The 25,445-nt window shown below is 44.8% G+C and carries 20 protein-coding genes; 8 read left to right on the top strand and 12 right to left on the bottom strand.

Annotated elements, in window-relative coordinates; all coding sequences use genetic code 11:
- Positions 1–10 precede the first annotated feature (10 nt).
- Positions 11–1,315, bottom strand: a complete 1,305-nt coding sequence (locus tag EYS00_RS02345; protein WP_130634959.1) for a 3-deoxy-D-manno-octulosonic acid transferase — start codon at positions 1,313–1,315, stop codon at positions 11–13.
- Between the two features lie 282 nt (positions 1,316–1,597).
- On the opposite strand from EYS00_RS02345, the gene EYS00_RS02340 reads away from it, so the two are divergent.
- Entirely contained in the window at positions 1,598–3,439 is a 1,842-nt protein-coding gene (locus EYS00_RS02340; RefSeq protein WP_130634958.1) for a DUF885 family protein, read from the top strand.
- Between the two features lie 101 nt (positions 3,440–3,540).
- On the opposite strand, the gene EYS00_RS02335 is transcribed toward EYS00_RS02340, so the two are convergent.
- From EYS00_RS02335 to EYS00_RS02325, 3 genes are all read right to left on the bottom strand, one after another.
- Entirely contained in the window at positions 3,541–6,672 is a 3,132-nt protein-coding gene (locus tag EYS00_RS02335) for an efflux RND transporter permease subunit (protein WP_130634957.1), read from the bottom strand.
- 11 nt (positions 6,673–6,683) lie between these two features.
- Positions 6,684–7,784: an efflux RND transporter periplasmic adaptor subunit gene (locus EYS00_RS02330; protein WP_130634956.1), complete on the bottom strand. Its 1,101-nt coding sequence runs from the start codon at positions 7,782–7,784 to the stop codon at positions 6,684–6,686.
- Positions 7,785–7,934: 150 nt separating this feature from the next.
- Entirely contained in the window at positions 7,935–8,483 is a 549-nt protein-coding gene (locus tag EYS00_RS02325) for a CAP domain-containing protein (RefSeq protein WP_130634955.1), read from the bottom strand.
- Between the two features lie 242 nt (positions 8,484–8,725).
- On the opposite strand from EYS00_RS02325, the gene EYS00_RS02320 reads away from it, so the two are divergent.
- From EYS00_RS02320 to EYS00_RS02310, 3 genes are all read left to right on the top strand, one after another.
- Positions 8,726–10,360 (top strand): S41 family peptidase, encoded by a 1,635-nt coding sequence (locus EYS00_RS02320; RefSeq protein WP_130634954.1) that lies wholly within the window; start codon positions 8,726–8,728, stop codon positions 10,358–10,360.
- A gap of 253 nt (positions 10,361–10,613) precedes the next feature.
- Entirely contained in the window at positions 10,614–10,916 is a 303-nt protein-coding gene (locus EYS00_RS02315; RefSeq protein WP_130634953.1) for a hypothetical protein, read from the top strand.
- A complete protein-coding gene (locus tag EYS00_RS02310; protein ID WP_130634952.1) occupies positions 10,882–11,232 on the top strand; it encodes a hypothetical protein in 351 nt (116 codons plus the stop codon). Before EYS00_RS02315 ends, EYS00_RS02310 begins: the two co-directional genes overlap by 35 nt.
- 7 nt (positions 11,233–11,239) lie before the next feature.
- Here the strand turns inward: EYS00_RS02310 and EYS00_RS02305 are convergent, their stop codons facing one another.
- Positions 11,240–11,425, bottom strand: a complete 186-nt coding sequence (locus tag EYS00_RS02305) for a hypothetical protein (protein ID WP_242618619.1) — start codon at positions 11,423–11,425, stop codon at positions 11,240–11,242.
- A gap of 195 nt (positions 11,426–11,620) precedes the next feature.
- Here EYS00_RS02305 and EYS00_RS02300 point away from each other — a divergent pair, with 195 nt between their 5' ends.
- Both EYS00_RS02300 and EYS00_RS02295 read left to right on the top strand, forming a co-directional pair.
- Complete coding sequence (locus EYS00_RS02300) at positions 11,621–12,310, top strand: M15 family metallopeptidase (protein WP_130634951.1); 690 nt, start codon at positions 11,621–11,623, stop codon at positions 12,308–12,310.
- A 212-nt stretch (positions 12,311–12,522) separates the two neighbouring features.
- The gene (locus tag EYS00_RS02295; RefSeq protein ID WP_207301674.1) at positions 12,523–12,897 is read left to right on the top strand and encodes an SgcJ/EcaC family oxidoreductase; all 375 of its coding nucleotides are present in this window, start codon (positions 12,523–12,525) and stop codon (positions 12,895–12,897) included.
- Positions 12,898–12,969: 72 nt separating this feature from the next.
- On the opposite strand, the gene EYS00_RS02290 is transcribed toward EYS00_RS02295, so the two are convergent.
- Positions 12,970–14,547, bottom strand: a complete 1,578-nt coding sequence (locus tag EYS00_RS02290) for a sulfotransferase (RefSeq protein WP_130634949.1) — start codon at positions 14,545–14,547, stop codon at positions 12,970–12,972.
- Between the two features lie 242 nt (positions 14,548–14,789).
- Here EYS00_RS02290 and EYS00_RS02285 point away from each other — a divergent pair, with 242 nt between their 5' ends.
- Complete coding sequence (locus tag EYS00_RS02285; RefSeq protein WP_130634948.1) at positions 14,790–17,234, top strand: TonB-dependent receptor; 2,445 nt, start codon at positions 14,790–14,792, stop codon at positions 17,232–17,234.
- A 76-nt stretch (positions 17,235–17,310) separates the two neighbouring features.
- Here the strand turns inward: EYS00_RS02285 and EYS00_RS02280 are convergent, their stop codons facing one another.
- Positions 17,311–17,958 carry a glutathione S-transferase family protein gene (locus EYS00_RS02280; protein ID WP_130634947.1) on the bottom strand — a complete coding sequence of 216 codons (648 nt, stop codon included), beginning with the start codon at positions 17,956–17,958 and terminating at the stop codon, positions 17,311–17,313.
- Positions 17,959–18,069: 111 nt separating this feature from the next.
- Between EYS00_RS02280 and EYS00_RS02275 the strand changes: the two genes are divergently transcribed.
- Positions 18,070–18,894, top strand: a complete 825-nt coding sequence (locus EYS00_RS02275; RefSeq protein WP_130634946.1) for a LysR family transcriptional regulator — start codon at positions 18,070–18,072, stop codon at positions 18,892–18,894.
- On the opposite strand, the gene EYS00_RS02270 is transcribed toward EYS00_RS02275, so the two are convergent.
- From EYS00_RS02270 to rpsL, 5 genes are all read right to left on the bottom strand, one after another.
- Complete coding sequence (locus EYS00_RS02270) at positions 18,891–20,831, bottom strand: TonB-dependent siderophore receptor (RefSeq protein WP_130634945.1); 1,941 nt, start codon at positions 20,829–20,831, stop codon at positions 18,891–18,893. The two genes, EYS00_RS02275 and EYS00_RS02270, sit on opposite strands and share 4 nt — an antisense overlap.
- A 184-nt stretch (positions 20,832–21,015) precedes the next feature.
- Positions 21,016–22,200 carry an elongation factor Tu gene (gene tuf / locus EYS00_RS02265; protein ID WP_130634944.1) on the bottom strand — a complete coding sequence of 395 codons (1,185 nt, stop codon included), beginning with the start codon at positions 22,198–22,200 and terminating at the stop codon, positions 21,016–21,018.
- Positions 22,201–22,262: 62 nt separating this feature from the next.
- Positions 22,263–24,365 (bottom strand): elongation factor G, encoded by a 2,103-nt coding sequence (gene fusA / locus EYS00_RS02260; RefSeq protein WP_130634943.1) that lies wholly within the window; start codon positions 24,363–24,365, stop codon positions 22,263–22,265.
- 27 nt (positions 24,366–24,392) lie between these two features.
- Positions 24,393–24,863 carry a 30S ribosomal protein S7 gene (gene rpsG, locus EYS00_RS02255; protein ID WP_130634942.1) on the bottom strand — a complete coding sequence of 157 codons (471 nt, stop codon included), beginning with the start codon at positions 24,861–24,863 and terminating at the stop codon, positions 24,393–24,395.
- A gap of 75 nt (positions 24,864–24,938) precedes the next feature.
- Positions 24,939–25,313, bottom strand: coding sequence for a 30S ribosomal protein S12 (gene rpsL, locus EYS00_RS02250; RefSeq protein WP_014951037.1), 375 nt, complete (start codon positions 25,311–25,313; stop codon positions 24,939–24,941).
- Between the last annotated feature and the right edge of the window lie 132 nt (positions 25,314–25,445).

Raw genomic sequence — 25,445 nt, 5'->3', positions numbered from 1 at the left:
TGCTTCCTAATCACACTACTTTTGCTATTTGCTCCAGCGTTAGATTAACCGCGCCTTGATTTTCGTCTAGTACCTGTCGCCCTGCTCCCCCTGCTCGGATTGCACTCTCTGGCGCCTCTATCCACAATAAAATTCTATCTCGCATTTCTTGCCATGAGGACACAATCGTGAGCGCACCACGCTCGCTTAAGAAGTCACAGATAACAGGGTTGTTGTAGGTGTTTGGTCCCATTAACATGGGTGCCGACCACGCCGCAGGCTCCAACGCATTGTGCCCCCCTTTATCCGCTAATGACCCACCAACAAATGCGTAATTCGCAACTTGATATGCCTGATTTAGCTTGCCCATTTCATCGAGTAGGATGGTTTTTGCTCCATCAGTCAACGATGTGCTCTCACTGGTTCGTACGAAATCTTCACCCATCTTTTTAAGTAACTTGGCCACTGCTTCAAATCGTTCAGGATGTCTTGGCACTATGACAGTAATAAGTTGACTACCCTTTTCACGAATCCCTTGAGCAGCTAAAACAACAGCTTCCTCCTCGATATCATGGGTACTGCCAGCAACAAACACATTTTGCTCGCCGTAGTTAAGCCCCATAAATGATGATCTCGCTGTGGCCGTGGCGCCTACCTGGTCAAACTTTATATTGTTAGTCAGCGTCAGTTTTTTCTCATCTATCCCCAATGAAAGATAGTTTTTATAATCTCTCTCCCCCTGAGCACAAACGTGAGTGACTTTGTGCAGCATAGGCCTAAATAATCGACTAATTTTTCTGTAACTCTTCGCTGAACGGTCGGTCATCCTCGCATTTACTACTACAACAGGTATCGCTTTTTTCCAACAGGTGTGAATAAGGTTTGGCCACAACTCGACTTCAGTGATCATCACTGCTTTGGGCTTAATGCGTTTAATCATTCCAGCCATAGCCATAGGTAAATCAAATGGCAGATAGAAGTGATGTACTTTGTCGCCAAAAATAGATCGCACCCGAGCAGATCCCGTTGGCGTTGTTGTAGTTATGGTTATTTGGGTGTCGGGTTCGCTTTCCATAATACGTTTGATAACACACGAAGCAGCCACGACTTCTCCAACGGAAACACAGTGGAACAGATACCCATTGTATTTCTGTGGGTGTGCGACTCTGCCAAATCGCTCGAAACGGCGTTTGTTGTGATTCTGATTTCTAAGTGCACCACGACGAATCAACGCAAAGAAAGCAATTGGAATCAACAGAACCAACACAAAAGAGTACAACCATCGACACATCTCATCCACAAATGAGGGTGAATACGGCGAAATAACCTCTTTCATTGAATTTCCTAAATACTGTTTTGCTCGTGGCGTAGTTTACGGAAAATTAGCCTCAAAGGCTAAAGGCAAACTCGATATGTCATTTCCGTGCAATCAGCAAATAGTCGCACGTCTCAGTAGTTAGCCTTAAGTCACTCCCTATTATCGTCCATAGTGCTACAATTGAATTGACCTACGTGGCGGGCAAATCGTTATAGTTCGACATAGCCCACTCAGAAAAATACCAATTACTTGAATGTCACGTTAGTCATTGAAAATTAGAATAATGCCCAGGGATAATAAATGAAATTTAAACCTTCACTGATTGCCATTGCACTCAGCTTTGGCCTGTCTGCGTGTGCAGAGAGAACTGCTATGGTTACCGAAACGACAGCGGAGACCACAGCCCCCCAAGAGGTTCAAGAGCTTACCGAATCTCAAAAAGCCAACCAGATGTTTGATGAGATTTTCATGGCAGGCGTAATGCGCTCTCCTATTTATCAGACGTACATGGCAATTAAGCAAGATTACGATAAGTGGGATGATACTTCCGAAGCTCGCGCAGAAGAAAACTATCAGTTTACGCTTGATAACTTAGCCCGAATCAAAACCATTGATGTAAGTAAACTCGATGCACAAACCGCCATGTCTCACCAGTTGTTTGTTCAACAGCTCGAGAACCAAATTGCTAACCACAAATGGCGCTATCACAACTATCCTGTGAACCAAATGTTTGGTACTCATTCGATGGTACCTTCATTGCTGATCAACCAACATCAAATTACAGATGTGTCTGATGCAGAAGCTTACATCAGTCGTTTGAATGGTGTAGAGCAACTATTTACGGATCTTATCCTTGGCTTAGAGAAGCGGGCCGAATTGGGCATTATTGCGCCTAAATTTGTCTATCCTTATGTAATTTCTGACAGCCAAAACCTTCTCACCGGTGCCCCGTTTGACGATAACGGTGAGAGCACGTTACTCGCCGACTTTACTCGCAAAGTCAATGCACTGGATATCGAGCAAGCTGAAAAAGATCGTCTCATTAGTGAAGCTAACACAGCGCTAGCGGGTAGCTTTAAATCTGCTTACGAGTCACTTATCGCCACACTTCAATCACTTGAAGAGCGTGCTGATACACGAGATGGTGCATGGAAATTCCCTAATGGTGAGGAGTTCTTCAACACCGCACTGGCCAACACAACCACAACATCTATGACGGCTGACGAAATTCACGAAGTTGGTCTTGCTGAAGTGGCTCGTATTCATGATGAAATGCGTGAAATCATGAAGAAAGTAGAGTTTGACGGCACACTGCAAGAATTCTTCGAATTTATGCGAGTTGATCCGCAGTTTTACTATGAAGAAACCGACGAAGGTAAAGCGCGCTATATCAGTGAGGCAGTTGCCCTCATCGACAACATGAAGTCTCGCCTAGACGAATTGTTTATCGTCAAGCCGAAAGCAGATATGATCGTTAAACAGGTAGAAGCCTTCCGTGAAAAGTCGGCAGGTAAGGCTTTTTATCAACAGCCTGCGCCAGACGGTTCACGTCCGGGAACCTACTATGCGAACCTGTACCGTATGAGCGATATGCCAACTTACCAAATGGAAGCGCTCGCGTATCACGAGGGTATTCCTGGCCACCACATGCAAATTGCCATCGCCATGGAGTTAGAGGGTATTCCAATGTTCCGTAAGTTTGGTCGATATACCGCTTACACAGAGGGTTGGGGATTGTATTCTGAACTAATTCCAAAAGAGATTGGCTTATATGAAGACCCATATTCAGACTTTGGCCGTCTAGCGATGGAGCTCTGGAGAGCATGCCGCCTAGTGGTTGACACGGGTATTCACGCCAAGCAATGGACTCGAGAACAGGGTATAGATTATTACGTGACTAATACGCCAAACCCACAGCCTGATGCAGTTAAAATGGTAGAACGTCATATCGTAATGCCATCTCAGGCCACGGCGTATAAAATTGGTATGTTGAAAATTCTTGAGCTTCGGGAAGCTGCAAAAGCAAAGCTAGGTGACAAGTTTAACCTACCTGAATTCCACGATGTTGTACTTAAGAGCGGCCCAGTACCTTTGAACGTGCTTGAAGGACTAGTAAACGAGTGGGTAGCGTCTAAAGCGTAAGTGTAATTGAGTCACTCAATATTTGGTGACTCATTTATTACTCACTAAAAAAGCGGTGTGCATGATGCAATACCGCTTTTTTTTATGGCATATCGACTTAATTAAGCCGCTTCTAGCGTTACTTTAGCACGACTCAATTTGATGGCTTTTTTACTGTCTCGATTTACTTTCAACGCTAGCATACAAGGTGTCAGTACAAGAGTGAGCAGAGTCGCAAAGGTCAATCCACCTGCAATTGCCATCGCCAACTGTGTCCACCATTGAGTAGAAGGCCCACCGATTTCAACATTACGACCAATAAAGTCGATATTGACTCCGAGCACCATGGGCATCAACCCAAGTATAGTAGTGACCGTTGTCATTAACACCGGACGCAAACGTTGTGCTCCCGTTCGCAAGATAGCCTCCATGGCAGGAAAGCCTTCTTTTCGCAGGATATTGTACGTATCGATAAGCACAATATTGTTATTTACCACAATTCCCGCGAGTGAAATCACACCAATACCAGACATAACGACGCCAAAGGGCTTTTGCACAATAGCGAGCAGTAGAAATACACCTACGGTAGAGAACAGTACGGCACTCAATATCAAGAACGCTTGATAGAAGCTATTAAATTGAGTGACCAAGATGATTGCCATTACGAAAAGCGCGACTAGAAATGCATTGAGCAAGAATGCTTGCGACTCTTCTTGCTGTTCGTTTTGACCCGCAATAGTAATGTCTACTCGCGGGTCTAAACCCAATGTGGGTAGTTTTTCCATCAACTCTGGCAGAGCAAGACTGAGTAGTTCACCCGGAACCATGTTCGCTTCAACGCTAATAACTCGTTTGCTGTCAATATGCCGAATAACGTCGGTTTTAGGCTGGGCTGAACGCTCAACAAAGTTTGAAATAGGCACCATTCCCGTTGGAGTTTTTACCCGCAAATCATCGAGTTTACCGATATAACGGTTGTCTACTGGATATCGCACGCGAATATCCAGTTCGTCGTCTACATCATCTGGTCGGTATTCACCAATTCTGAGTCCAGTTGTGACAAACTGAACAGTATTACCCACTAACGAAGCGTCGGCACCAAAACGTGCTGCATCGCTGCGATCTACCTTAAGTTGCCATTCAATACCCGGCTTATTCGCCGTGTCACCTATTGCGGTAAATCGACCATCTTGCTCAAGCGCCGCGCGAATAGTTAGCGCGGTCTCACTGAGTAGTTCTGGATATCGGGATGACAATTCTACTTGTAAGTCTTTCCCTTGTTGAGGTCCGTTTTCATCAGGTGCTATTTCCAGATCTAACCCCGGCAAATTCGATAGCCTGTTGCGTACCTCCTCCATTACATCATCGGAGTGTCTGCGCAATTGCCAATCCACTAAGTTAAGTCGAATATAACCAATTTGATTGTCACCGCCCGTCCGAGCATAGAGTGTTTCAACCTCTTCCATGTCCATCAATCGGCTTTCCACTTCACGAACGTATTGGTCTTTCTCGTAGATCGATAGGTCACCTGTAGTACGCACTGTTATATTCACACCCGTGCTGTCCACATGAGGGAAGAATTCGCTACCCAAACCTGAGGCGATATATGCAGAATATGACAATACGGAAATCACAATAGCCCCTGCGAGTACTTTCCATGGGTGTCTAATGGCGACAGCGAGAGTGCGAACGTATTTGCCAGTAAACCCCGAGAGCGAAGTTACTTCGCCTTCCTCAGCTTGCATCATTTCTTTGCGTGCTTGAGGTGTCACGTAGCGAGGCTTACCGATAAGCGAACCAAGAGTAGGTACAAAAATGAGGGCCATTAACAACGAGGCAGACAATACCGCTATCAAGGTGAAGGGCAAGTACTTCATGAACTCACCCATCATGCCAGGCCAAAACATTAAGGGGGCAAATGCCGCTAGCGTGGTCGCAGTAGAAGCAATAATGGGCCACGCCATACGTTGAGCCGCTTTAGCATACGCTTGCTTTCTATCCATACCCTCGCTCATGCAGCGATCGGCATATTCAGTCACCACAATGGCGCCATCCACCAGCATGCCCACAGCCATGATTAAGGAAAATAGCACCACCATATTCATGGTATACCCAAACATGGAGAGCAGAAGAATGCCAGTAAGGAACGATCCTGGAATGGAAATACCGACCAAAGTAGCAGTGCGTACACCCAATATGGCAACAATCACAATGGCCACTAATATCACGGCACTTGATACATTGTTTTGCAAATCGGCCAACATGGTTTCTATGTCTTTACTTTGATCGCCGGTGTAAGTCACTTGCACTAATTCGGGCCAAAGGGCAGATTCTTGTGCCGCTGCGACTAAAGCTTTCACCTGAGCAACAGTATCGATAATGTTTTCACCGGGGCGCTTCTTCACCTCAAGTGAAATAGAAGCATTACCATTTAAGCGGGCAAAACTACTTGGGTCCTTGTAGGCACGTCGAACGGTAGCGACATCTTGGAAGGTAATAACGCGATCACCGTCCACCTTGATAGGCTGCTCGTACACGTCTTTCACAGATTCAAATACGGAAGGAACTTTTACCGCAAAGCTCCCTTTTCCAGTATCCATAGTTCCTGCGGGTACGAGCCTGTTATTGCGAGACAACAAGTTAAAAATGTCGTTCTGATCAAGGCCATAAGACTCCATCAGTAGGGGATCTACAATGATCTCAACCATGTCCTCTCTGTCGCCACCCACTGACACTTCAAGGACTTCTTTCATACCTTCTAAGCGGTTCTTAAGCTCGCGACTCAAGGTTAGCAAGGCTCGCTCAGATACTGGCCCTGAGAGCACTACAGTAATTACAGCTTGCTCACCAGCCATCGTAACCTCATGAATGGTCGGCTCTTCGGTATCTTCCGGCAACTTAGCGCGAGCAACGGTAACTTTATCTCTGACATCAGCAAGTGCGGCTTTTGAATCAAAGCCTGCTATGAACTCTAAGGTTATGTTAGCGTGCCCTTCAGCTGCGGTGGCACGCATTTCCTTAATCCCTTCAATGGAGCGCAACTCTCGCTCCATAGGTTTTACTAACATGCGCTCAGCGTCTTCCGGCGATATACCGTCATGTATAATAGAAACGTAGATAACTGGAATAGGTACGTCGGGATTAGATTCTTTCGGAATGTTAACGTAAGTCACCGTTCCAGAGATGAGCAGTAATACAAAAACCATCATAATGGTTCTTGAGCGAGCTAATGCTGAAGCAATCATATTACTCATTGATTAACACCTTACTCGCTGCCATCGGCGTAACTGGCTTCAACAATATCACCGTCTCTAACGTAACCATGACCTAGCGTTATTATATCTGCTCGCTCTCCAAGACCACCAAGCCATACTCCCTCGCTATCGCTTTTAACTACGTCAATAGGTACAAAACGTACTCGTGAGTCGACAACAGTTTTAACACCTAGGTTGCCTTGTTCGTCTAGCGCCATCACTGCTGGCGTAATTTTCACAGCCCATGTCTGCTCTAAAGGAATGGATAGCTCAGTGCTCATACCGGCCATGTAAGATAAGTCTGAGTTTGGCACACTGACTTCGATTTTGAACGTATTGGTACCGACGTTTGAAGTACTTGATATGTAGCGAATTGTACCTTTAAGCACATCACCCGAGACCATCCTGCCACTGGCCATCTGACCGATAGACAACTGGTGAATGTAGCTTTCGGTAACATCAGCAACCACGACTAGCGGATCAAGATCAACCACAGTGGCAACTTGGTCACCATCTTTCAATAAATCGCCGACCTCGACAAAACGCTCATTTAGTACGCCGTCGTAAGGCGCCGAAATTACTAAGTTTTCGATGGCAAGTATCAACCCTTCAACGGTTGCTTTTGCTGATTCAACGTTAGCTTTAGCGCCTGCTAAATTAGCTTTTGATTGAAACCCTTGTTGATCAAGAGACGTCGCGGCCTCTAACTCAATCTCTCTTTGTGCGAGTAACGCTCTCGCTGAACGCAGCCTCTGAGAGAGATCGTTGCCGTCTAGTTTTACCAGTGGTTGCCCGGCTTTGACGAATTGGCCTTCTAGAGCAAGCACTTCTACCACAGTGCCCTTAACTTCCGCCCGCAGAGTTGTCATACGGTCAGGCTCAGTGCGCCCGTATAGAGAAACGTCACGATTGACTGGGTAAGCCTGCATAGCTTCAATACGAACTTTAGCGACAGAGTCTTGCTGTGTCGCAGTGGTTGAGTTTTGACTACTAGCTTCAGTAGCATTAGAACCAGAAGCCACCCATGCGATTATTGCAACAACAATCACGATGGCAATCCAAAATGGTTGTTTGTGAAGACGGCTTCTAACAGACTGCATCAATGCGAACATAACGGCTCCAAAATATCAATTGGTGATATTCTACTCGATTTTTAGCTCAGCGTTAGACTTTAGTTCAACACATTTGCAAGCAATTGTTTCCACATTGGAATGAGCGTAAATAGTTTCAGTTAGCAGGTATCAAATGTGATTGATTAATCGCTACTGTTCCTGATGATTATCATAAGGTTGAAGAATCAACTCACTCTTATTTGGAATTTGCTCAGCAGTAAATACAACGGTTTGGTCGGGGCTATAACCTTTTGTTAAGTACACGACCCAATACTCGACATAAGCAGTTTCTCGATCTTTTAAGAAAGCGACACCTAGTTCATCCTGCTCCAAGTAAAAGGGTAATTCTCCGAGCAAATGCTGCCGATGGTCATTAGAACGTTTAAAGGCTCGCCACACCGATTCAGCATCAGTGTAACCGCCGGCGATAGCCTCAACTTGATTTGAAAATGAGGCGCCGTAATACGAGGGAAGTTTATATCCTGCCTCTCTCAGTCTATTATTGGGACTCCCCCCGAGGTTATGCATTACAAGCTCACTCTGCGCCATGAGTTGTGCTTTTTCAACCGCGATTTGGCTTAAGAGTCGATTACAACGGAGCTCTTTTCGTTGCTGATTATCGTCAGTCAAAATCAAGCTAGCTAATGCTCTGGCTTGCTCGTTGTTGCCGCAGTCAATGTCGCTACCCCATGAATTCATACTTAACAGACAAATTAGGTACAAAAATTTACTAGGAAACCTCATGTTAAGTGAATCCTTACAATTTTTAATAAAAAGGTAATACCCTAAAATATCGAAAGAAAATACGATTAACAATGGTCTTATCCGTAATATTGAGGGTGAACTTTTCACACTTGTATGGTCATATATAGATCAACAAGTACGAATAGGTAGTTGAGTATGTATTGTTGTCTTTCACGTTTATTAAAAGGAATTTTACGATGAGCATTAATGGATTAGTCAAACTTTCAATGGTAGCGTGCGTGCTATCACTCAGTGCATGTGGCGGGGGAGGCGGTGGCAATTCAACGACCTCAACACCTACACCTACACCTGACCCAGCGCCAACGGAACCTACCTGGGTAGCAGGGCAGTTCGAACCAGAAGCTGAGTTTTTCGCTCAGTGCGAAGTACCTCGAACAGGTATAGATCCGTTCTCAGGTGAAGCTTACCCAGACCAACAAGGTTCTGCACTCGAGGAAAAACTGTTTCTTCGCTCATGGACCAATAATACCTATCTTTGGTACGACGAAGTCGACGACAATGATCCCAACAACTTCACGGTCGACGCCTATTTCGCACAGCTTAAAACTAACGCATTAACTCCAAGTGGTTCATCAAAAGATAACTTCCACTTTTCACAGTCGACTGAAGAGTACAATGCGTTGGCACAAACTGGAGTGTCCTCTGGTTACGGTTTTGAGTGGGAATTTGTCAGCTCAGCACCGCCAAGAGAACTGATAGTGAGATATACAGAGCCAAATTCTCCTGCTGCCCTTGCCGGCATCCCTCGTGGTGCAAAGCTTATTTCAGTCGATGGTATAGACTTTGTTAACAACAACACCCAAGCGGGTGTAGATGTAATAAACAATGGTTTATTCCCTAGCGAAAATGGACAAACAGCAAGTTTAGAGTTTGAGCTACTCGATGGCACCGAAGTTGCTGTAGACGTCACTTCCGCAGATATCGAAGTGTCACCAGTGCAAAATGTTGCCGTTATAGAGTCTGGTGGCGACAGAGTTGGCTACTTCCAATTTAATACATTCATTCGTACCGCCCAGTCGGATCTTATCGATGCATTTAACCTTTTTGTTGACGAGAATGTATCTGAGTTGGTTATTGATTTGAGATATAACGGCGGCGGTCTACTTGCATTGGCATCGCAAGTATCTTACATGGTTGCTGGTGCAAATCAGACGAACGGGATGATTTTCGAAACCTTAGAGTTCAACGACCAACACCCAACTACTAACCCTGTCACGGGACGTACAATAAGCCCTACCCCATTTTACGATTTAGAAATAGATTACGATGCGGGAGTATTTTTAAATACTCGATTACCTAGCCCTGAACTCACTCGGGTATATGTTATCACCACGGGAGGCACCTGTTCTGCGAGTGAATCGGTGATGAATGCATTACGAGGCATCGATGTTGAAGTGGTGCAAATTGGTACTACCACGTGCGGAAAGCCCTATGGTTTTTATCCAACCGATAACTGTGGTGAAACCTACTTCACTATTCAGTTCCAAGGCATTAATGAGAAAGGTTTTGGAGCCTATTCTGACGGCTTTATCCCAACAGCCTCGCCAAATTTCGACTATGAACTACCTGGCTGTGTCGTTGCTGATGACTTTACCTCAGCATTAGGCGATCCAAGTGAAGGAATGCTTGCTGCAGCACTCGAGCACATTAGCTCTGGCACCTGCCCTGCAACAATCAGCGCAACACCTACACAACCAGTAGCAACGTCAAGTACTGAAGGGCTCATCAGTATTACTCAACCAAGCGAACTGAAACGTAATATTTTGCTACACAACAAAATTCTGCAACCTGCCATTAGACAGCCGGAATAACGTGGCTTTTCCTCACCCCGCGTTAGGTACGATGGGGTGAGGATCATCAATCTACTTCCTTCTCTTCTGATAAAGCCTCCTCACAAAGCAATAAAGTTAACCTCAGAGAGCATCATTCGAGATGAAACAAAATCGGCGAATTCTTGTGTTTTGTAGCAGGAATTCGGCGATGTAATTCGACCGCATTTACACAAAATTAACACAATGCTAGAAGTAATCATCTTTATCAAAAATGATGAAAACACGTATGCAAATGAAAAAGTGGTTAGTAATAGGGTTTCTTTTAAGTTGTAATGTAAGCGCTTTAGCACAACAAACGCCGAGTAAACCCCAAGAAATAGACGTTGTATATTCTCGCTTATCGAGTGTACTTCCCGTTGAAGGGCAAATTTTAACGATGCCGTATGCCGAATCCATAGGACACTATGGCGCATTAGCTTCAGGCTCGTTAAATTCAAACAGCGATGCGCTGGGAGGCTCAGCTTATGAAATTACGATAGCCGAAAAAGGTCGTCACCCTTATGACGCAGGCGCGTTTTTTACCCATTGCCAGTAATATCGAAAAAGGAGATATGATCTACGTTTTCTTTTTCGCTAAATCACTCTCTCAGAGCAATGCACGCTTTGATCAAGTGGCGCTTCAATTAGGTAGTGCGCCCTATACTCCAAGTTTCAGCAGACGATTCAGTATCGCCACTGAATGGCAGCCCTATGCATTAGCTGGCACTGCAAAACAAGATTTTCAACCGGGTGCCTCACAACTCGGTATCCAACTCGCTGGGGCAAAGCAGCAAGTCGCCTTAGGGTCGATATTCGTACTTAATCTAGGAAAGAACGTTGCGTTAGACACGCTCCCCTTCTTGAACGATTAAACGCACCTTAGTGCATCGCTTTACTCAAAGGGAGTTCAGAGGAACAGTCGTCATTTACTGGGGGAAGCGCTCTTGCTTCCTCCACCATTACCGCCATGGCATCTAATATATCTAAAAAGCCGGTCAATTGCTCTGGCGTTAGATCTTTAGAAAGTGTCTCTATTTTTGATATCAGTGTTTTTGTGGGTAGCATAATCAGCGTCAAATTTTTGAATTATCAAACGAATGTATTGAGAACAATCAAAAACCTTGCCAGTGCGACATTCACTCTTTCGCAGTACACTTAAATTCACCTATCCCGAATCTAGTGGATATCACTATTGTCACTCGCTTCAATTTCGTTCACCCTTAACTAACCCAACCTACTGACGTTTAGGGACAAATAGCGATGAAATTCGCCTTCAACCTACTAATCATTCTGCCTTTCGTAGGATTTGTGTCTTTGAGTTCAGCGAATGCCGAGAGACCCGATGACTTTATTGACGTTAATCTCATACTGCCCAATATAGTCATGGACATTCGCTATGCGACTGCCAACAACTTTGTAGGAACACCAATTACCGGTTACAGGTCCGCCAAGTGTCTCTTACAGAAAGATGCCGCAGAAGCATTAGTTAACGTATATACGTCGTTAGCGGCGCAGGGCTTGAATTTAAAAGTGTTTGATTGTTATCGCCCTCAACGGGCGGTTTCACACTTCATGCGCTGGGTACAAGACACAAGTGACATTAGGACAAAAAGCGAATATTACCCCAACCTAGATAAACATCAGCTTGTTGGAGGCTATATCGCTGAACAATCGGGCCATAGTCGTGGTGCCACAATAGATTTAACGCTAGTAGCACTTGATGAACACGGTGAGTGGCAAGAACTCGATATGGGGGGCCCGTATGATTTGTTTGACCCTTTGTCTAATACTGAACATTCTCCATTGTCTAAGCATGCATATTCCAACCGGCAATTATTAAAGCGGGTAATGGCTGATCATGGCTTTGCTGATTACGATATGGAGTGGTGGCATTTTAGCTATCAGCCTCAACCTTACCCAGACACATATTTCGACTTTCCCGTCGAGTAGTACAGCATTCATTTAACTCTTTTGATAAACATTTCAGCTGATCATCACAAAACCTGATAGCTTTTTACTATCAGCAATAGCATGAAGACTGGTATATAAAGCTTTGTTTTCCTCATGTTATAAAATATTTAACGGTACAAAACGCAGTGATCTGTTAGACGCGTTTAACGTATCAATTCATGTTACTTTTATTTAAGAGAAGATTAATTACGATGACTACTGAAACTGATATTGCAGCACTATTTGATAGATGGAATGAATCACTACAGACTGGCGAGCCTGACAATGTAGTTGCAAACTACGCGGAACGCTCAATCTTGCTTCCTACAGTTTCGAACCAACCACGTTTGACTGCTGAAGAGAAGAAAGATTATTTTGTTCACTTTTTAGCAAACAAGCCATCAGGCGTTATCAACCTACGTCAAATCACTATTGCTGACACACTAGCCGTTGACTCTGGGGTTTACACTTTCACTTTCGGTACAACAGGCCAAGAAGTTAAAGCTCGTTACAGCTTCACATATCAGTTAATCGACGGTGAGTGGTTAATCGTGAGCCATCATTCTTCAGGTATGCCTGAAGCGTAAAATCGATTGCATTGACATGCATCTAGAAAGCGCTTTTGACACCGTTGGCCGGTTCAAAAGCGCTTTTTGTTTTTAGTGGTCTTCACCTGTTTCATGCAACTCACCAAGCGCCTGTTTTAGGCCATCCAACAAATCTCCGTACTTTTTCCAGCGTCCAATTGAACCTGAGTACAGAGGCTGTCGCACTTGAACCGAGCTCGCGGTAGAGACTGGTGCATCATTCTCGTGAAAACGCATACAGGCTTCGTCCCAATCCAGGTTACAAAAAGACAGTATCTCTCGCGTTTTTTCCTCTTGGTGATACACAATATCTTCGTAATTTATCTCTAGAAACCTGTCCGAGGGTAAAGTCTCACGCCAATGGCTCATAAGATCATCAAACATTGTGTAAAAAGCAGCGGTACTTTCGAGCCCATAGGTGTAATCATAATAGGCATGCTGCGTGGTAAGTAACTGCCGGTAATTACTCAGGCAGCTGTCCATCGCACCGCGGCGCAAAGCAATGACGCGAGCATTTGGCAAGGCTTTAAGAATTAACCCAACATAGAAAAAGTTTAGCGGCATTTTGTCGGTACAGCGTTTGGCGTTTCGATACAGCGCCTGAGTTGCTGTGACATAATCTTGACCCACCTTAGCTAAATCCAAATCATTTGCTTGAAGCAGAGTAGTTTCGTCTAAAACATACTGCGATTTTGATGACGTGGCTCTTTTAACAAGCTCTGCAAAGGTATTTAATTCTCCGCCAGAGGCTACATCTCTGTGACTTGATATAATTCTATCTACCAGTGTGGTACCGGTTCTAGGTAAACCTACAACAAAGATCGGCGATGCAGTACTAACCTCTGCATTTGTTGCCACCTTCATTATTTTCGACTTAGCGGCAGCAAATATCTTTCTGTAGTCAACACTTGCAGGCTTTGCGTTCTTAGCCGCCTTTGCCTTTTGCAACCAATGAAAACTTTCTTTGTGATTTCCCATGTCTTCATAGGTTTTAGCTAAGGCGTGTCCTAGATACAAAGTCGCATCTTCATTTGTTTGCAGTTTATCGAAAACTCGTAACAGCTCACTCAATCGATTGTCATCTTCTCGCTGTTTCTTCAAGCTCACTAAGGAAGATAACGCGCGATAATCATCAGGCGAGCGCTGTAAAGACGCCTCGTAACTTACCTGTGCAGCTTCAAAATTCCCTAAAAACTGCTGCGATGCCGCTAGATTATAGTGGTAGTTTGCAACCTCACTATTTAATCCAACAGCTTTCTCAAACCAATGTATCGCTTTTTCATGGAAGCCCAATCGGCTGTAGATTACTCCCAGGGTATCCAACAGATAGGCTTCTTTAGGGCCTAGTCCAGCAGCTTTGTCAGCGAGGTTTTTAGCGTAGACATGTTTACCAAAGAAAGTGAGACACTGAGCGTAGAACGTCAAAACATAAACATTCTCTGGGCCCAACGTTATAGCTTTAGAAAATAGTTCATCTGATTTTTTATAGTTCTCGTGGTCAAAGCAAAGCTTAGCGAGCAGTAGATAAGGCACAGGGTCGTTGACATTTTGTTTAATCATCGACAGCGCAGCAGCGTGCACCTCCGGATACTTTCCCTGAGCCATAAGAGAAAAATTTCTCTCTATAATTGTACTTACAAGATTAGACATACTACCTGCTAGTTGAGACGTGGCGTAAAAAGGCTATCAAATCATTAGTAATTTTCAACACAAAAGGTTACACACGCCGATTTGACAGCGGAACCATTACAAGGGCAAACTAAAAACGTGCAAATCGTCCAGTTTGTTAAGATGGGTTTGTCCATCAGCACTTCACAAGAATAAAACCGCGCTGAACGCAATTAACACATACACACATTTAATTCGTTCAATAAAATTGAAAGAGACGACACATGAAGACCGTAAAATTTAAACACAACCTTATTGCTCGTGCTGTGGCAATAGCTGCTGTGAGTGGTTCAGTTACAGTGCCTGTTATAGCTCAAGAAGAGCAAGGCCTTGCTGCAATAGAAAAGATTGAAGTAACAGCAACCCGTCGTGCTGGTTCTATCCAAGACGTACCTATTAACATCGCTGCCCTTGACGGTGCTGCGTTGGAAGAAAAAGGTATTGGCGATATTTCCGAAGTACTAAGGTTTGTTCCGGGTATTGTTGCCATCGACCAAGGTGGTCGTAACGGTAACCCAATCATCGTTCGTGGTATCAACGCTGACCCGTTAGGCCAAGGAAGCGGTAACACACAAGGTGGAACGGTAGCTACCTACCTAGGTGAAATTCCTCTAGCTATTGACCTTCGTATCACTGACTTAGAGCGTGTAGAGGTACTTTTAGGACCTCAAGGGACACTGTATGGTGCAGGTACGCTAAGTGGTGCTATTCGTTATATCCCAACTAAACCTAAGTTTGATGGTACACAAATAGATCTCCGCGGTGACCTATTCCAAACCAGTGAAAGTGACAACCTTGGCACCGATCTAGGGGTTACCTTTAACCTTCCACTGTCAGACACTTTTGCAGTCCGTGTAGCTCTAGACCGTTTCGAAGACCCTGGTTTTATCGACCAGCCGTTTATCGTGCGTGAAATTGGTGTGTCTGAGCCAGACTCTCCCCGAGGCAGTGATGAACTTGCACCGCAAGAAGACATTAACGGTCAGGAATCACTAACAGGTAAATTATCGCTACGTTGGCAACCCAGCGAAGTACTAGACGCAACCCTAACTTATTACTTCCAAGAGGAAGATAACGAAGGGCGTACTATTTCAAGTCATATGGGCGCGTTACCTACAGGTAAATATGAAAATGCTCAGCGAGTTGAAGAACCTAATGAAGAAAGCACGAGCCTACTAGCGCTTGAAATCATCGCGGACCTAGGTTTTGCAGAGCTAACCTCAGCAACAGGTATATCTGAGTACGAAGAGATTGGTCAGCGTGACCAAACTGACCTACTTATCAGCTTAGAGTACTCTTACGAAACCTTCCCTACGTTTACCGCGTTCACTGAAGAAAACGAGCGTATCGACACGCTTAACCAAGAGATTCGCCTTGTATCAACCACTGACTCAGCGTTCAACTGGATTGTAGGTGCCTTCTACAATAGAAGCGAAGATGTAGGTTACTCAGCGGAATACACGCCAGGTTATGCACAGTTTGCCGGTTTCGATCGTCCAGATAACCTAGAGTATTTCTCTGCCTCATCAACTGACATCACTGAAAAAGCAGTTTACGGTGAATTTGGTTATGAAATTACTGATAAGTGGCAAGTCACTCTTGGTGCCCGTTACTACGAGTACAAGATTGAAAGCCAGTCTGAAGTTGATTTCCCACTATTTGACCGAGGCTTTATTGCCGCAGGCCTAGATGAAATTCAAGCGCGTCCATTTGATCCTAGCTTGGGTCAGGAAGATGACGGTAACCTCTTTAAATTTAATACTTCATATGCGTTCAATAGCGACCTTAATGTTTACCTGACGGTAAGTGAAGGTTTCCGTATTGGTGGCGTAAATGGCGGTGGTGAATGTGACGAGTACGACCCGAATGGTTCACAAGGAAACTGTTTGTTGGCACCAGGTCAACAATATGGTCCAGGTCCGAATGACTTTGCCCAGTTTGATGAACGTGCGTACGGCCCAGATACAACCCGCAACCACGAGTTAGGTGTTAAGAGCCGCTGGTTAGATGGAACGCTTACATTCAACACAGCTGTGTACTACATCGAATGGGAAGACAACCAATTGTCGTCTGCGACGGTAAATGCATCTGTACCAATTACCATCAATGCGAACGGTGCTGAATCTCGTGGTTTTGAAGGAACCTTCGATTGGTTGGCTACAGATGATTTGCGTATTACAGGTTCATTCAGTAAAACGAAAAGTGAATTGTCTGCAGACGTACCATCACTGGTTCGTACTATCACACCTCCAGGTTTTGCAACTGCATTTGAAGACGGTAGCGAAGGTGACAGACTTCCTGGTTCACCAGAAACTCAGTTTGCGATTTCTGCAACCTACTACCAAGAGCTATCGGATGGTGCTGAGCTAACTTACAGCGCGGATTACGCATATCAGGGCGATATTCTCTCTCGTACTGCTGCACTAGGTGGTGGTTACACCTTACCGAGCTTTGGTGTTGCCAATGCTCGTGTAATGTACGAGACAGACAACTGGACAGTTACTGGTTACGTTAACAACCTGTTTGACAAGTTTGCCGAAACCGGTGTTCAGTCTACACCGCGAATTAGTCAAACTGTTGAAGGCGCAACGGTAAGAAGCTTTGTAGTAAACGTACTAAGACCAAGAACTGTTGGTGTTCGCTTCACCTACAGCTTTGACGAGTTTTAGAATCTAGTTCTCAACTGTCATTCAGTATCAACGGTGGTTGTCGTGCTTCGACACCACCGTTTTTTGTTTTCACCGATTAAATGGGCTCCCCAGCCTCATCTTCTTGCACAATATCCGCCTCTTCACTCGCCTGCGCTAACCATGTCGAAATTTCTTGGCTCGCTAAGACGCGCTCCATGTATTGAGTTGCTAATTCAGACAGTGGCAAATTGTAGGTTTTGGCTCTCATGACTACAGGCGCGAACATAGCGTCAGCGATAGACCATTCACCAAACAGCCACCCGTCGGGAAACGCCGCCATTTGTTCTGACCATATGTCATCTATTCTACTCCACTCTTTTTTAGCACCGTCACTCATTATGACCTTCCTACGCGCTCTACAATTCATCGGTAGTTCATTACGCACATTCATGAACCCGGAGTGCATTTCACAAGAAATTGCACGCGCTTTCGCTTTTAGCGCTTTATCCGCAGGCCATGCTATACCCTCTAAGTAGTTGTCATTGATATACTCAAGAATAGCCAATGAGTCCCATACCTTAATTTCTCCATCAACAAGTGCGGGGACTTTCGCGGCAGGATTAATGGCTGAAAGCGTTTGGTAAAACTCAGGAGTAAACAGAGATAGCTTGGTCACTTGCGCATTCAAATTAAAGCGTTCAAAAATAATCCACGCCCGTAGTGACCATGTAGAATAGTTTTGGTTTGCAATGTATAGCTTCATTATGTTCCCTCAGTGCATTGAATGTATTTCAAGGTTAAGGGATTGCAGTAGAAACCACTAACGTATAGTTTTTATACCACCTATTAATTTTTCTGATGGATTGAATGAACAATGGATATTGACTCGCTTCGCAGCTTTCTCGCCTTCACTGAAACCGGGAGTTTTACTCGGGCGGCTAAACAGATTAACCGAACTCAATCAGCTTTTAGTGCACAAATGAAAAAGCTGGAAGAAGAGCTATCCGTCAAACTATTTGAAAAACACGGACGCAATCTTATTCTTACCGAAGCAGGTACATCTCTGCGGGTAGAAGCTGAAAAAATTGTTACTTTGCACGGTAACACTGTAACTAAGATAAAACGCTATCAAGACAAACAACCGCTGCGTTTGGGTTGCCCAGAAGACTACAATGACAACCTTCTTCCCTTGATTATAGAGCGCATTTATGCGGTCGAACCCACTTGTTCAATCCAAGTGTTTAGCCGTCCAAGTATTATCTTGAGAGAATGGCTAGATGAAGGAAAAATCGATGCCGCCATCGTTACTCGCTCCCCCAACAGTGAAGAAGGCTATTGGTTATGTGCCGATAAAGGTGTGTGGATTAGTAGCCCGGACTACGATATTCACAATAGGCCGTCCATTCCTTTAGCTCTATTCCAAAAAGATTGTAAATACCACGCAGCGGCCATCGAAACTTTAAGTAAGAAAAAAGTACCCTATCACCTGCTCGCCTGTTGCGACACATCATCGGCTCAGCGCGCGCTTGTTGCCGCTGGTTTAGCAGTTGGTGCTATCGGGCAGATTAGTGTAAGTGGCGACGTAACAGTTGTCGATAGCCTTCCTCCTTTGCCTAACGTAGACATTGTATTGTTGTGTGGTGTTGACAAGCATCCGTTATTAGAAAAAGTCAATCTAGACAATATCTTCGACACTTAGAAAGAATACAGAAAACTCAATTCAAATTTACGACCTCGCCCTTCAATACCACCATCAACACCCCAAATGGCGGGATCAACTTGCGTACTATTGAGTAAGTTCGACACTCGTGCAATAACGCTAGAATTTTTAAATTCTCGCTGAATTGAGAAGTGCACGTCATGAAAGTTTGGCAATGTTACCTCGCTTAACAAGGTATCGGTTCTATCAGTTTTCAACAAGTAGTGTAATGCATATTGGTAGCTGTTTAGCTGATGAACAATCCCAATAGAAAACTTGTGCTCGGGAAACGCGGTGTAATCTGTATTGGAGGTTTCGTTTTTTGATTTTACGTAGCTATAGCCCGACTGAACATAGATATCGTGATCGCTAAAGTAATATCGTTGCTCCAGCTCTAAACCATATGCCGAATTTGAACCAGCATTGACAAACTGCCTTTCGAAGCCCATTGATGTCGCTTCATCGGTAAGTTGGGTGATAATCCCATCTTCCCACATTGAATCAAATAGGGTGACTTTAATCTGGGCGAACTCATTTTGAAATTGATAGGTAGCTTCGACAGTAGTTAGCGTTTCACCTTTTAGTTCAGGGTTACCGAGAAAATTACCGGAAGACAATTCACCAGCTGCGGGAGCGCGATAACCTCGAGCTGCAGACAGTTTCCAGCTCGATACATCGCTTGAACGATAGATTAAACCTATTTTTGGAGACACCTCAGTCTCACCGCTGTTAGAGAAGCGATCCACTCGCAGACCGGCATCTAACGTTAAATTATCGGTGAGCAATTGAGTATATTGCCCAAACAACGCGAACACGTTTTTACTCAACCCGTCTCCACTTGCGAATCTTGGGGGATCTGACGCCAGATGACTCCTCGCTTCAACAACCTTTGATTTGATAAATTCCGTACCTATACTGACCGAGGCGTCAGTGAGACTGTCGTTGGTTCCAATCAGCTGAGCGCCATATTGTCGGTCATTCCAAAACTGTACAAAGGATTCATCGCGAAAACGCAAATCAAACACACTATCGTGAACCCAGGTTTTAGCAGATACATTCCAATCAGTAAGAGTGAACTGACCTTTGTAATAAAGCAGTGATGTCTCTGCACCATCAACGCCACTCGACGTGTCAGTCGAAAATAGATCAAAGTAGCCTGCAGCACTGGCTCTGTTCAGTAGCAATCCCGCCTCATGTTGATGTGAATTTCTCTGCCACGCTATTTTGTTGAATAGCGTATAACTTTTCTGTTCAGAGTTTAGCCGGGTAGTTAAATTTGATGGACTGAAGTTATCATCGAGGTGTGTTGTATGAAGCAGTGAAATACTCTTTATATCTTCCGCAACGTTAACGCTTGATTTTAAGGCCACTTCATTTTGCCCGTAATTGTCGGAAGAAGCCTCAAGACTATGGCCGGGCTCTTCGTACAAACTAGGAGTCATTAAAATTGCCCCATGAAAAGCATCGGGACCGTGCATACTTGATATGGGACCACGAACGACTTCTATCCCACTCAATAATTCTGTTGGTAAAAAGCTTTTACTGTACAGCGCGGTACCAAAAGCAAAGCCATTGAGGGGGATGCCATCAAAGAGTAGAGCTTTGCCGCGAGAACTTGAACTATCACCGGTATATCCGCGCGTACTGAGCGTTGTAGAGCCCCCTACTGACATGTATAAATCCATAGAGGGTTCGTACTTTAGCGTATCGAAAACTCGCTCTGCATCGAACGTACGCCACTGTCCCTGTGTGACTTTACCTATTGAAGAGAATGTATCGCTAGACCGCCTTGATTTAACACTTTCGACCGTGATTTCAACGTTGAGCAGTTCCTCAAGTGAGAGCTCAAACAAATCAACGTCAGACGACGCAGACGCAGCACTACCCAAAGAAGGTGATGACAATAGTAGAACTGCCAAACTCAAACGTGCCCACATACGACAACTTACTTTTTTACGATTAGAGTTACGCTAATCAAAAACCAATTAAGTAGCAAGAAAGTTTAGAAAAATTGATAGGATTTTTTAAAAAAGTTAAACGAACAGGAAGATTTATTCAAAACAACAAAAAAGGCGCTCAATGAGCGCCTTTCTTTTCAATGCTTAGTGTGCAAAGTCTAGATTAGTCTAGAATCTTCGCTACAACACCTGCACCTACTGTACGACCACCTTCACGGATTGCGAAACGTAGACCTTCGTCCATCGCAATCGGAGCAATTAGCTCAACTTTGAATTTAAGGTTGTCACCAGGCATTACCATTTCTACGCCGTCTGGTAGCTCTACTGCACCAGTTACGTCAGTTGTACGGAAGTAGAACTGTGGACGGTAGCCTTTGAAGAATGGTGTATGGCGGCCACCTTCGTCTTTAGATAGTACGTATACTTCTGCTTCGAACTTAGTGTGCGGGTTGATTGAACCAGGCTTCGCTAGTACTTGACCACGCTCTACTTCGTCACGCTTAGTACCACGTAGAAGAACACCAACGTTCTCACCTGCACGGCCTTCGTCTAGAAGCTTACGGAACATCTCTACACCAGTACAAGTAGTCTTCGTAGTTTCTTTGATACCTACGATTTCTACTTCTTCACCTACAGTGATGATACCTTGCTCAACACGACCAGTTACAACAGTACCACGGCCTGAGATTGAGAATACGTCTTCGATTGGAAGGATGAACGGCTTGTCGATAGCACGCTCTGGCTCTGGGATGTATGAATCTAGAGCTTCACCTAGTTCAACAATCTTCGCTTCCCATTCTGCTTCGCCTTCAAGGGCTTTAAGTGCAGAACCTTGGATAACTGGTAGGTCGTCACCTGGGAATTCGTACTCAGAAAGAAGTTCACGAACTTCCATTTCTACTAGCTCTAGAAGCTCTTCATCGTCAACCATGTCACACTTGTTCATGAATACGATGATGTAAGGTACACCAACCTGACGACCAAGTAGGATGTGCTCACGAGTCTGAGGCATTGGGCCGTCAGTCGCTGCTACTACTAGGATCGCGCCGTCCATCTGTGCAGCACCGGTGATCATGTTTTTAACATAGTCAGCGTGTCCTGGGCAGTCTACGTGTGCGTAGTGGCGAGTTGGAGTATCGTATTCTACGTGTGAAGTAGAGATGGTGATACCACGCGCTTTTTCTTCAGGAGCGTTATCGATTTGATCGAACGCTTGAGCGTCACCACCGTAAGTCTTTGCAAGAACAGTAGTGATTGCTGCAGTTAGGGTAGTTTTACCGTGGTCAACGTGGCCGATTGTACCCACGTTTACGTGGGGTTTCGTACGTTCAAACTTTTCTTTTGCCATTTTTCTCGTTTCCTAAGTTAAAAGTCCGACCCAATACAGACCGGACCGAACCTTCAATAAGATTAAATTCTAGACTCAATAATAGCCTGCGCCACATTGTTTGGCGCCTCAGAATAATTGAAGAACTCCATAGAGTATGACGCACGGCCTTGCGTTTGTGAACGCAAGTCGGTCGCATACCCAAACATTTCTGAAAGGGGAACTTTTGCACGGATAATTTTAATTCCGGCAACGCCTTCTTCCATGCCTTCGATCATGCCGCGACGACGGTTTAGATCGCCAACAACATCACCCATCCAGTCTTCTGGAGTAGTCACTTCAACTTTCATCATGGGTTCAAGTAACACCGGATTTGCTTCTGCGGCGCCTTTTTTGAAACCCATTGAACCGGCGATCTTAAACGCCATTTCAGAAGAGTCAACATCGTGATATGAACCATCGTACAAAGTAACTTTTACGTCAAGTACTGGGTAGCCGGCAACCACACCACTACGCATCTGCTCCTGAATTCCTTTATCGACTGATGGAATAAACTCTTTGGGTACTACTCCACCAACGATTTCGTTCACAAATTCGTACCCAGCGTCTGGCTCTTGAGGCTCAAGGCGCAGCCATACATGACCAAACTGGCCACGGCCGCCCGACTGGCGTACAAATTTACCTTCCACTTCAACCGTACTACGAATGGTCTCACGATAAGCAACCTGGGGTTTACCCACGTTACACTCTACTTTGAACTCGCGTTTCATTCGGTCAACAATGATATCCAAGTGTAGCTCACCCATACCTGAAATGATTGTTTGACCTGTTTCGTCGTCAGTGTTTACTTGGAAGGATGGGTCTTCTGCCGCTAGTTTACCCAGCGCAATGCCCATTTTTTCCTGATCTGCTTGTGACTTAGGTTCAACAGCAATTGAAATAACCGGGTCAGGAAATTCCATGCGCTCTAGGGTGATCACATTGTTTGGATCACACAGAGTATCGCCTGTTGTCACATCTTTAAGTCCAATCGCTGCTGCAATATCACCAGCGCGAACCTCTTTAATTTCTTCACGGTCTTTCGCGTGCATTTGCACGATACGACCAAATCGCTCACGCTTGCCCTTAACAGGGTTGTAAACCGTATCACCTGTGTTAACCACACCAGAGTAACAACGGAAGAACGTCAGCGTACCCACAAATGGGTCTGTAGCTATTTTAAATGCTAATGCAGAGAACGGCTCGTTGTCGTCGGCATGACGCTCAGCTTCCGTCTCATCTTTGTCGTCAAGTACACCGTTTATGGCCTTAACTTCGGTAGGCGAAGGTAAATACTCGATGACAGAATCTAGTACCGCTTGTACCCCTTTGTTTTTAAATGCACTGCCACAGGTAGCAAGTACAATTTCGTTATTTAGGGTGCGTGTACGCAAGCCTTCACGGATTTCAGCTTCAGTTAGCTCTTCGCCTTCTAAATACTTATCCATGAGCTCTTCAGATGCTTCTGCAGCCGCTTCAATCATCTCGGTACGATACTGCTCAGCTTTATCTACATACTCAGCTGGAATCTCTTCGTACTCAAAGGTCATGCCTTGGTCTTCAGGGTTCCAGTTAATGGCCTTCATCTTAATTAAATCGATGACACCACGGAATTCTTCTTCAGCGCCTATGTTCAATTGAATCGGAACACAGTTAGCACCTAAGCGTTTGCGGATCTGACCAACAACACGCTCAAAATCAGCGCCAGCCCGGTCCATCTTATTGACGAACACAAGGCGTGGCACTTCATATTTATCAGCCTGTCGCCAGACTGTTTCTGATTGAGGCTCAACCCCAGAAGACCCACAAAATACAACCACAGCGCCATCAAGCACACGTAAAGAACGCTCTACTTCAATAGTAAAGTCTACGTGTCCTGGAGTATCAATAATATTGATACGATGTTGATCGAACTGTTGTTGCATCCCAGACCAGAAACAGGTGGTAGCAGCAGAGGTAATGGTTATACCACGCTCTTGTTCCTGTTCCATCCAATCCATGGTTGCCGCGCCATCGTGCACTTCACCGATCTTGTGTGATAGTCCTGTATAAAACAGAACACGCTCTGTTGTAGTGGTTTTACCCGCGTCAACATGCGCAACAATACCGATATTACGATAGCGCTCAATTGAGGTCTTACGAGGCATACATCTCTCTCAGTTAAATAACGTTGATTACCAACGGTAGTGAGCAAACGCTTTGTTTGCTTCGGCCATACGGTGAACGTCTTCACGTTTCTTAACCGCAGAACCTTTGTTGTCTGCTGCATCCATCATTTCTGCAGCCAGGCGCTGTGCCATAGACTTTTCACCACGTTTACGAGCAGCTTCCACCAACCAACGCATACCCAGAGCGTTACGACGTACTGGACGTACTTCTACTGGTACCTGATAAGTAGAACCACCTACACGGCGAGATTTAACCTCAACGGTAGGACGGATGTTATCAAGAGCTTCTTCAAACATATCCAGGTGTGCTTTGCCGGTTTTTTCAGCAACAATATCAAGCGCACCGTAAACGATTTTTTCAGCGACTGACTTTTTGCCGTCGAGCATTACGACATTCATGAATTTCGCAAGCAATTGTGAACCAAATTTTGGCTCTGGTAGGATCTTACGTTGACCTACGACTCTTCTTCTTGGCATCTTCTATTCTCCGTATGAATTCAGGGATAACCCAAAACTCTTAAACTTCAGTTTGGCCTTACTAACGGAGAACCGTTAAGACTTAGGCTTCTTCGCGCCGTACTTAGAACGGGCTTGTTTGCGATCGTTTACGCCAGCGCAGTCAAGAGTACCGCGAACTGTGTGATAACGAACACCTGGAAGGTCTTTAACACGACCACCACGGATAAGAACTACACTGTGCTCTTGTAGGTTGTGACCTTCACCACCGATGTATGAAGAAACTTCAAAACCGTTAGTAAGGCGCACACGACATACTTTACGTAGTGCAGAGTTTGGTTTCTTAGGCGTAGTAGTATATACACGAGTACATACACCACGTCTTTGTGGGCAAGCTTGTAGGGCAGCTACGTTGCTTTTTTCAACGGGCTTTCTACGCGGCTTACGCACTAACTGGTTAACTGTTGCCATTAACTAGCTCCTGATTAAAAACTACAAAAACCCAATCACTGTGATTGGGTCCATTCTCATGGGATTTTCAAATATCGCCATGTTTTGTTATCCCTGTGCTCGTCAGGAATAACGTGGCATTGATACAAAAAT

Origin of the sequence: Alteromonas sp. KUL49 (assembly GCF_006538345.1) — a bacterium.
In the GTDB taxonomy this organism is placed as follows: Bacteria; Pseudomonadota; Gammaproteobacteria; order Enterobacterales; family Alteromonadaceae; genus Alteromonas.
Note: the sequence above shows the minus strand (reverse complement) of the source record. Positions and strands in the feature narration are given on the sequence as shown.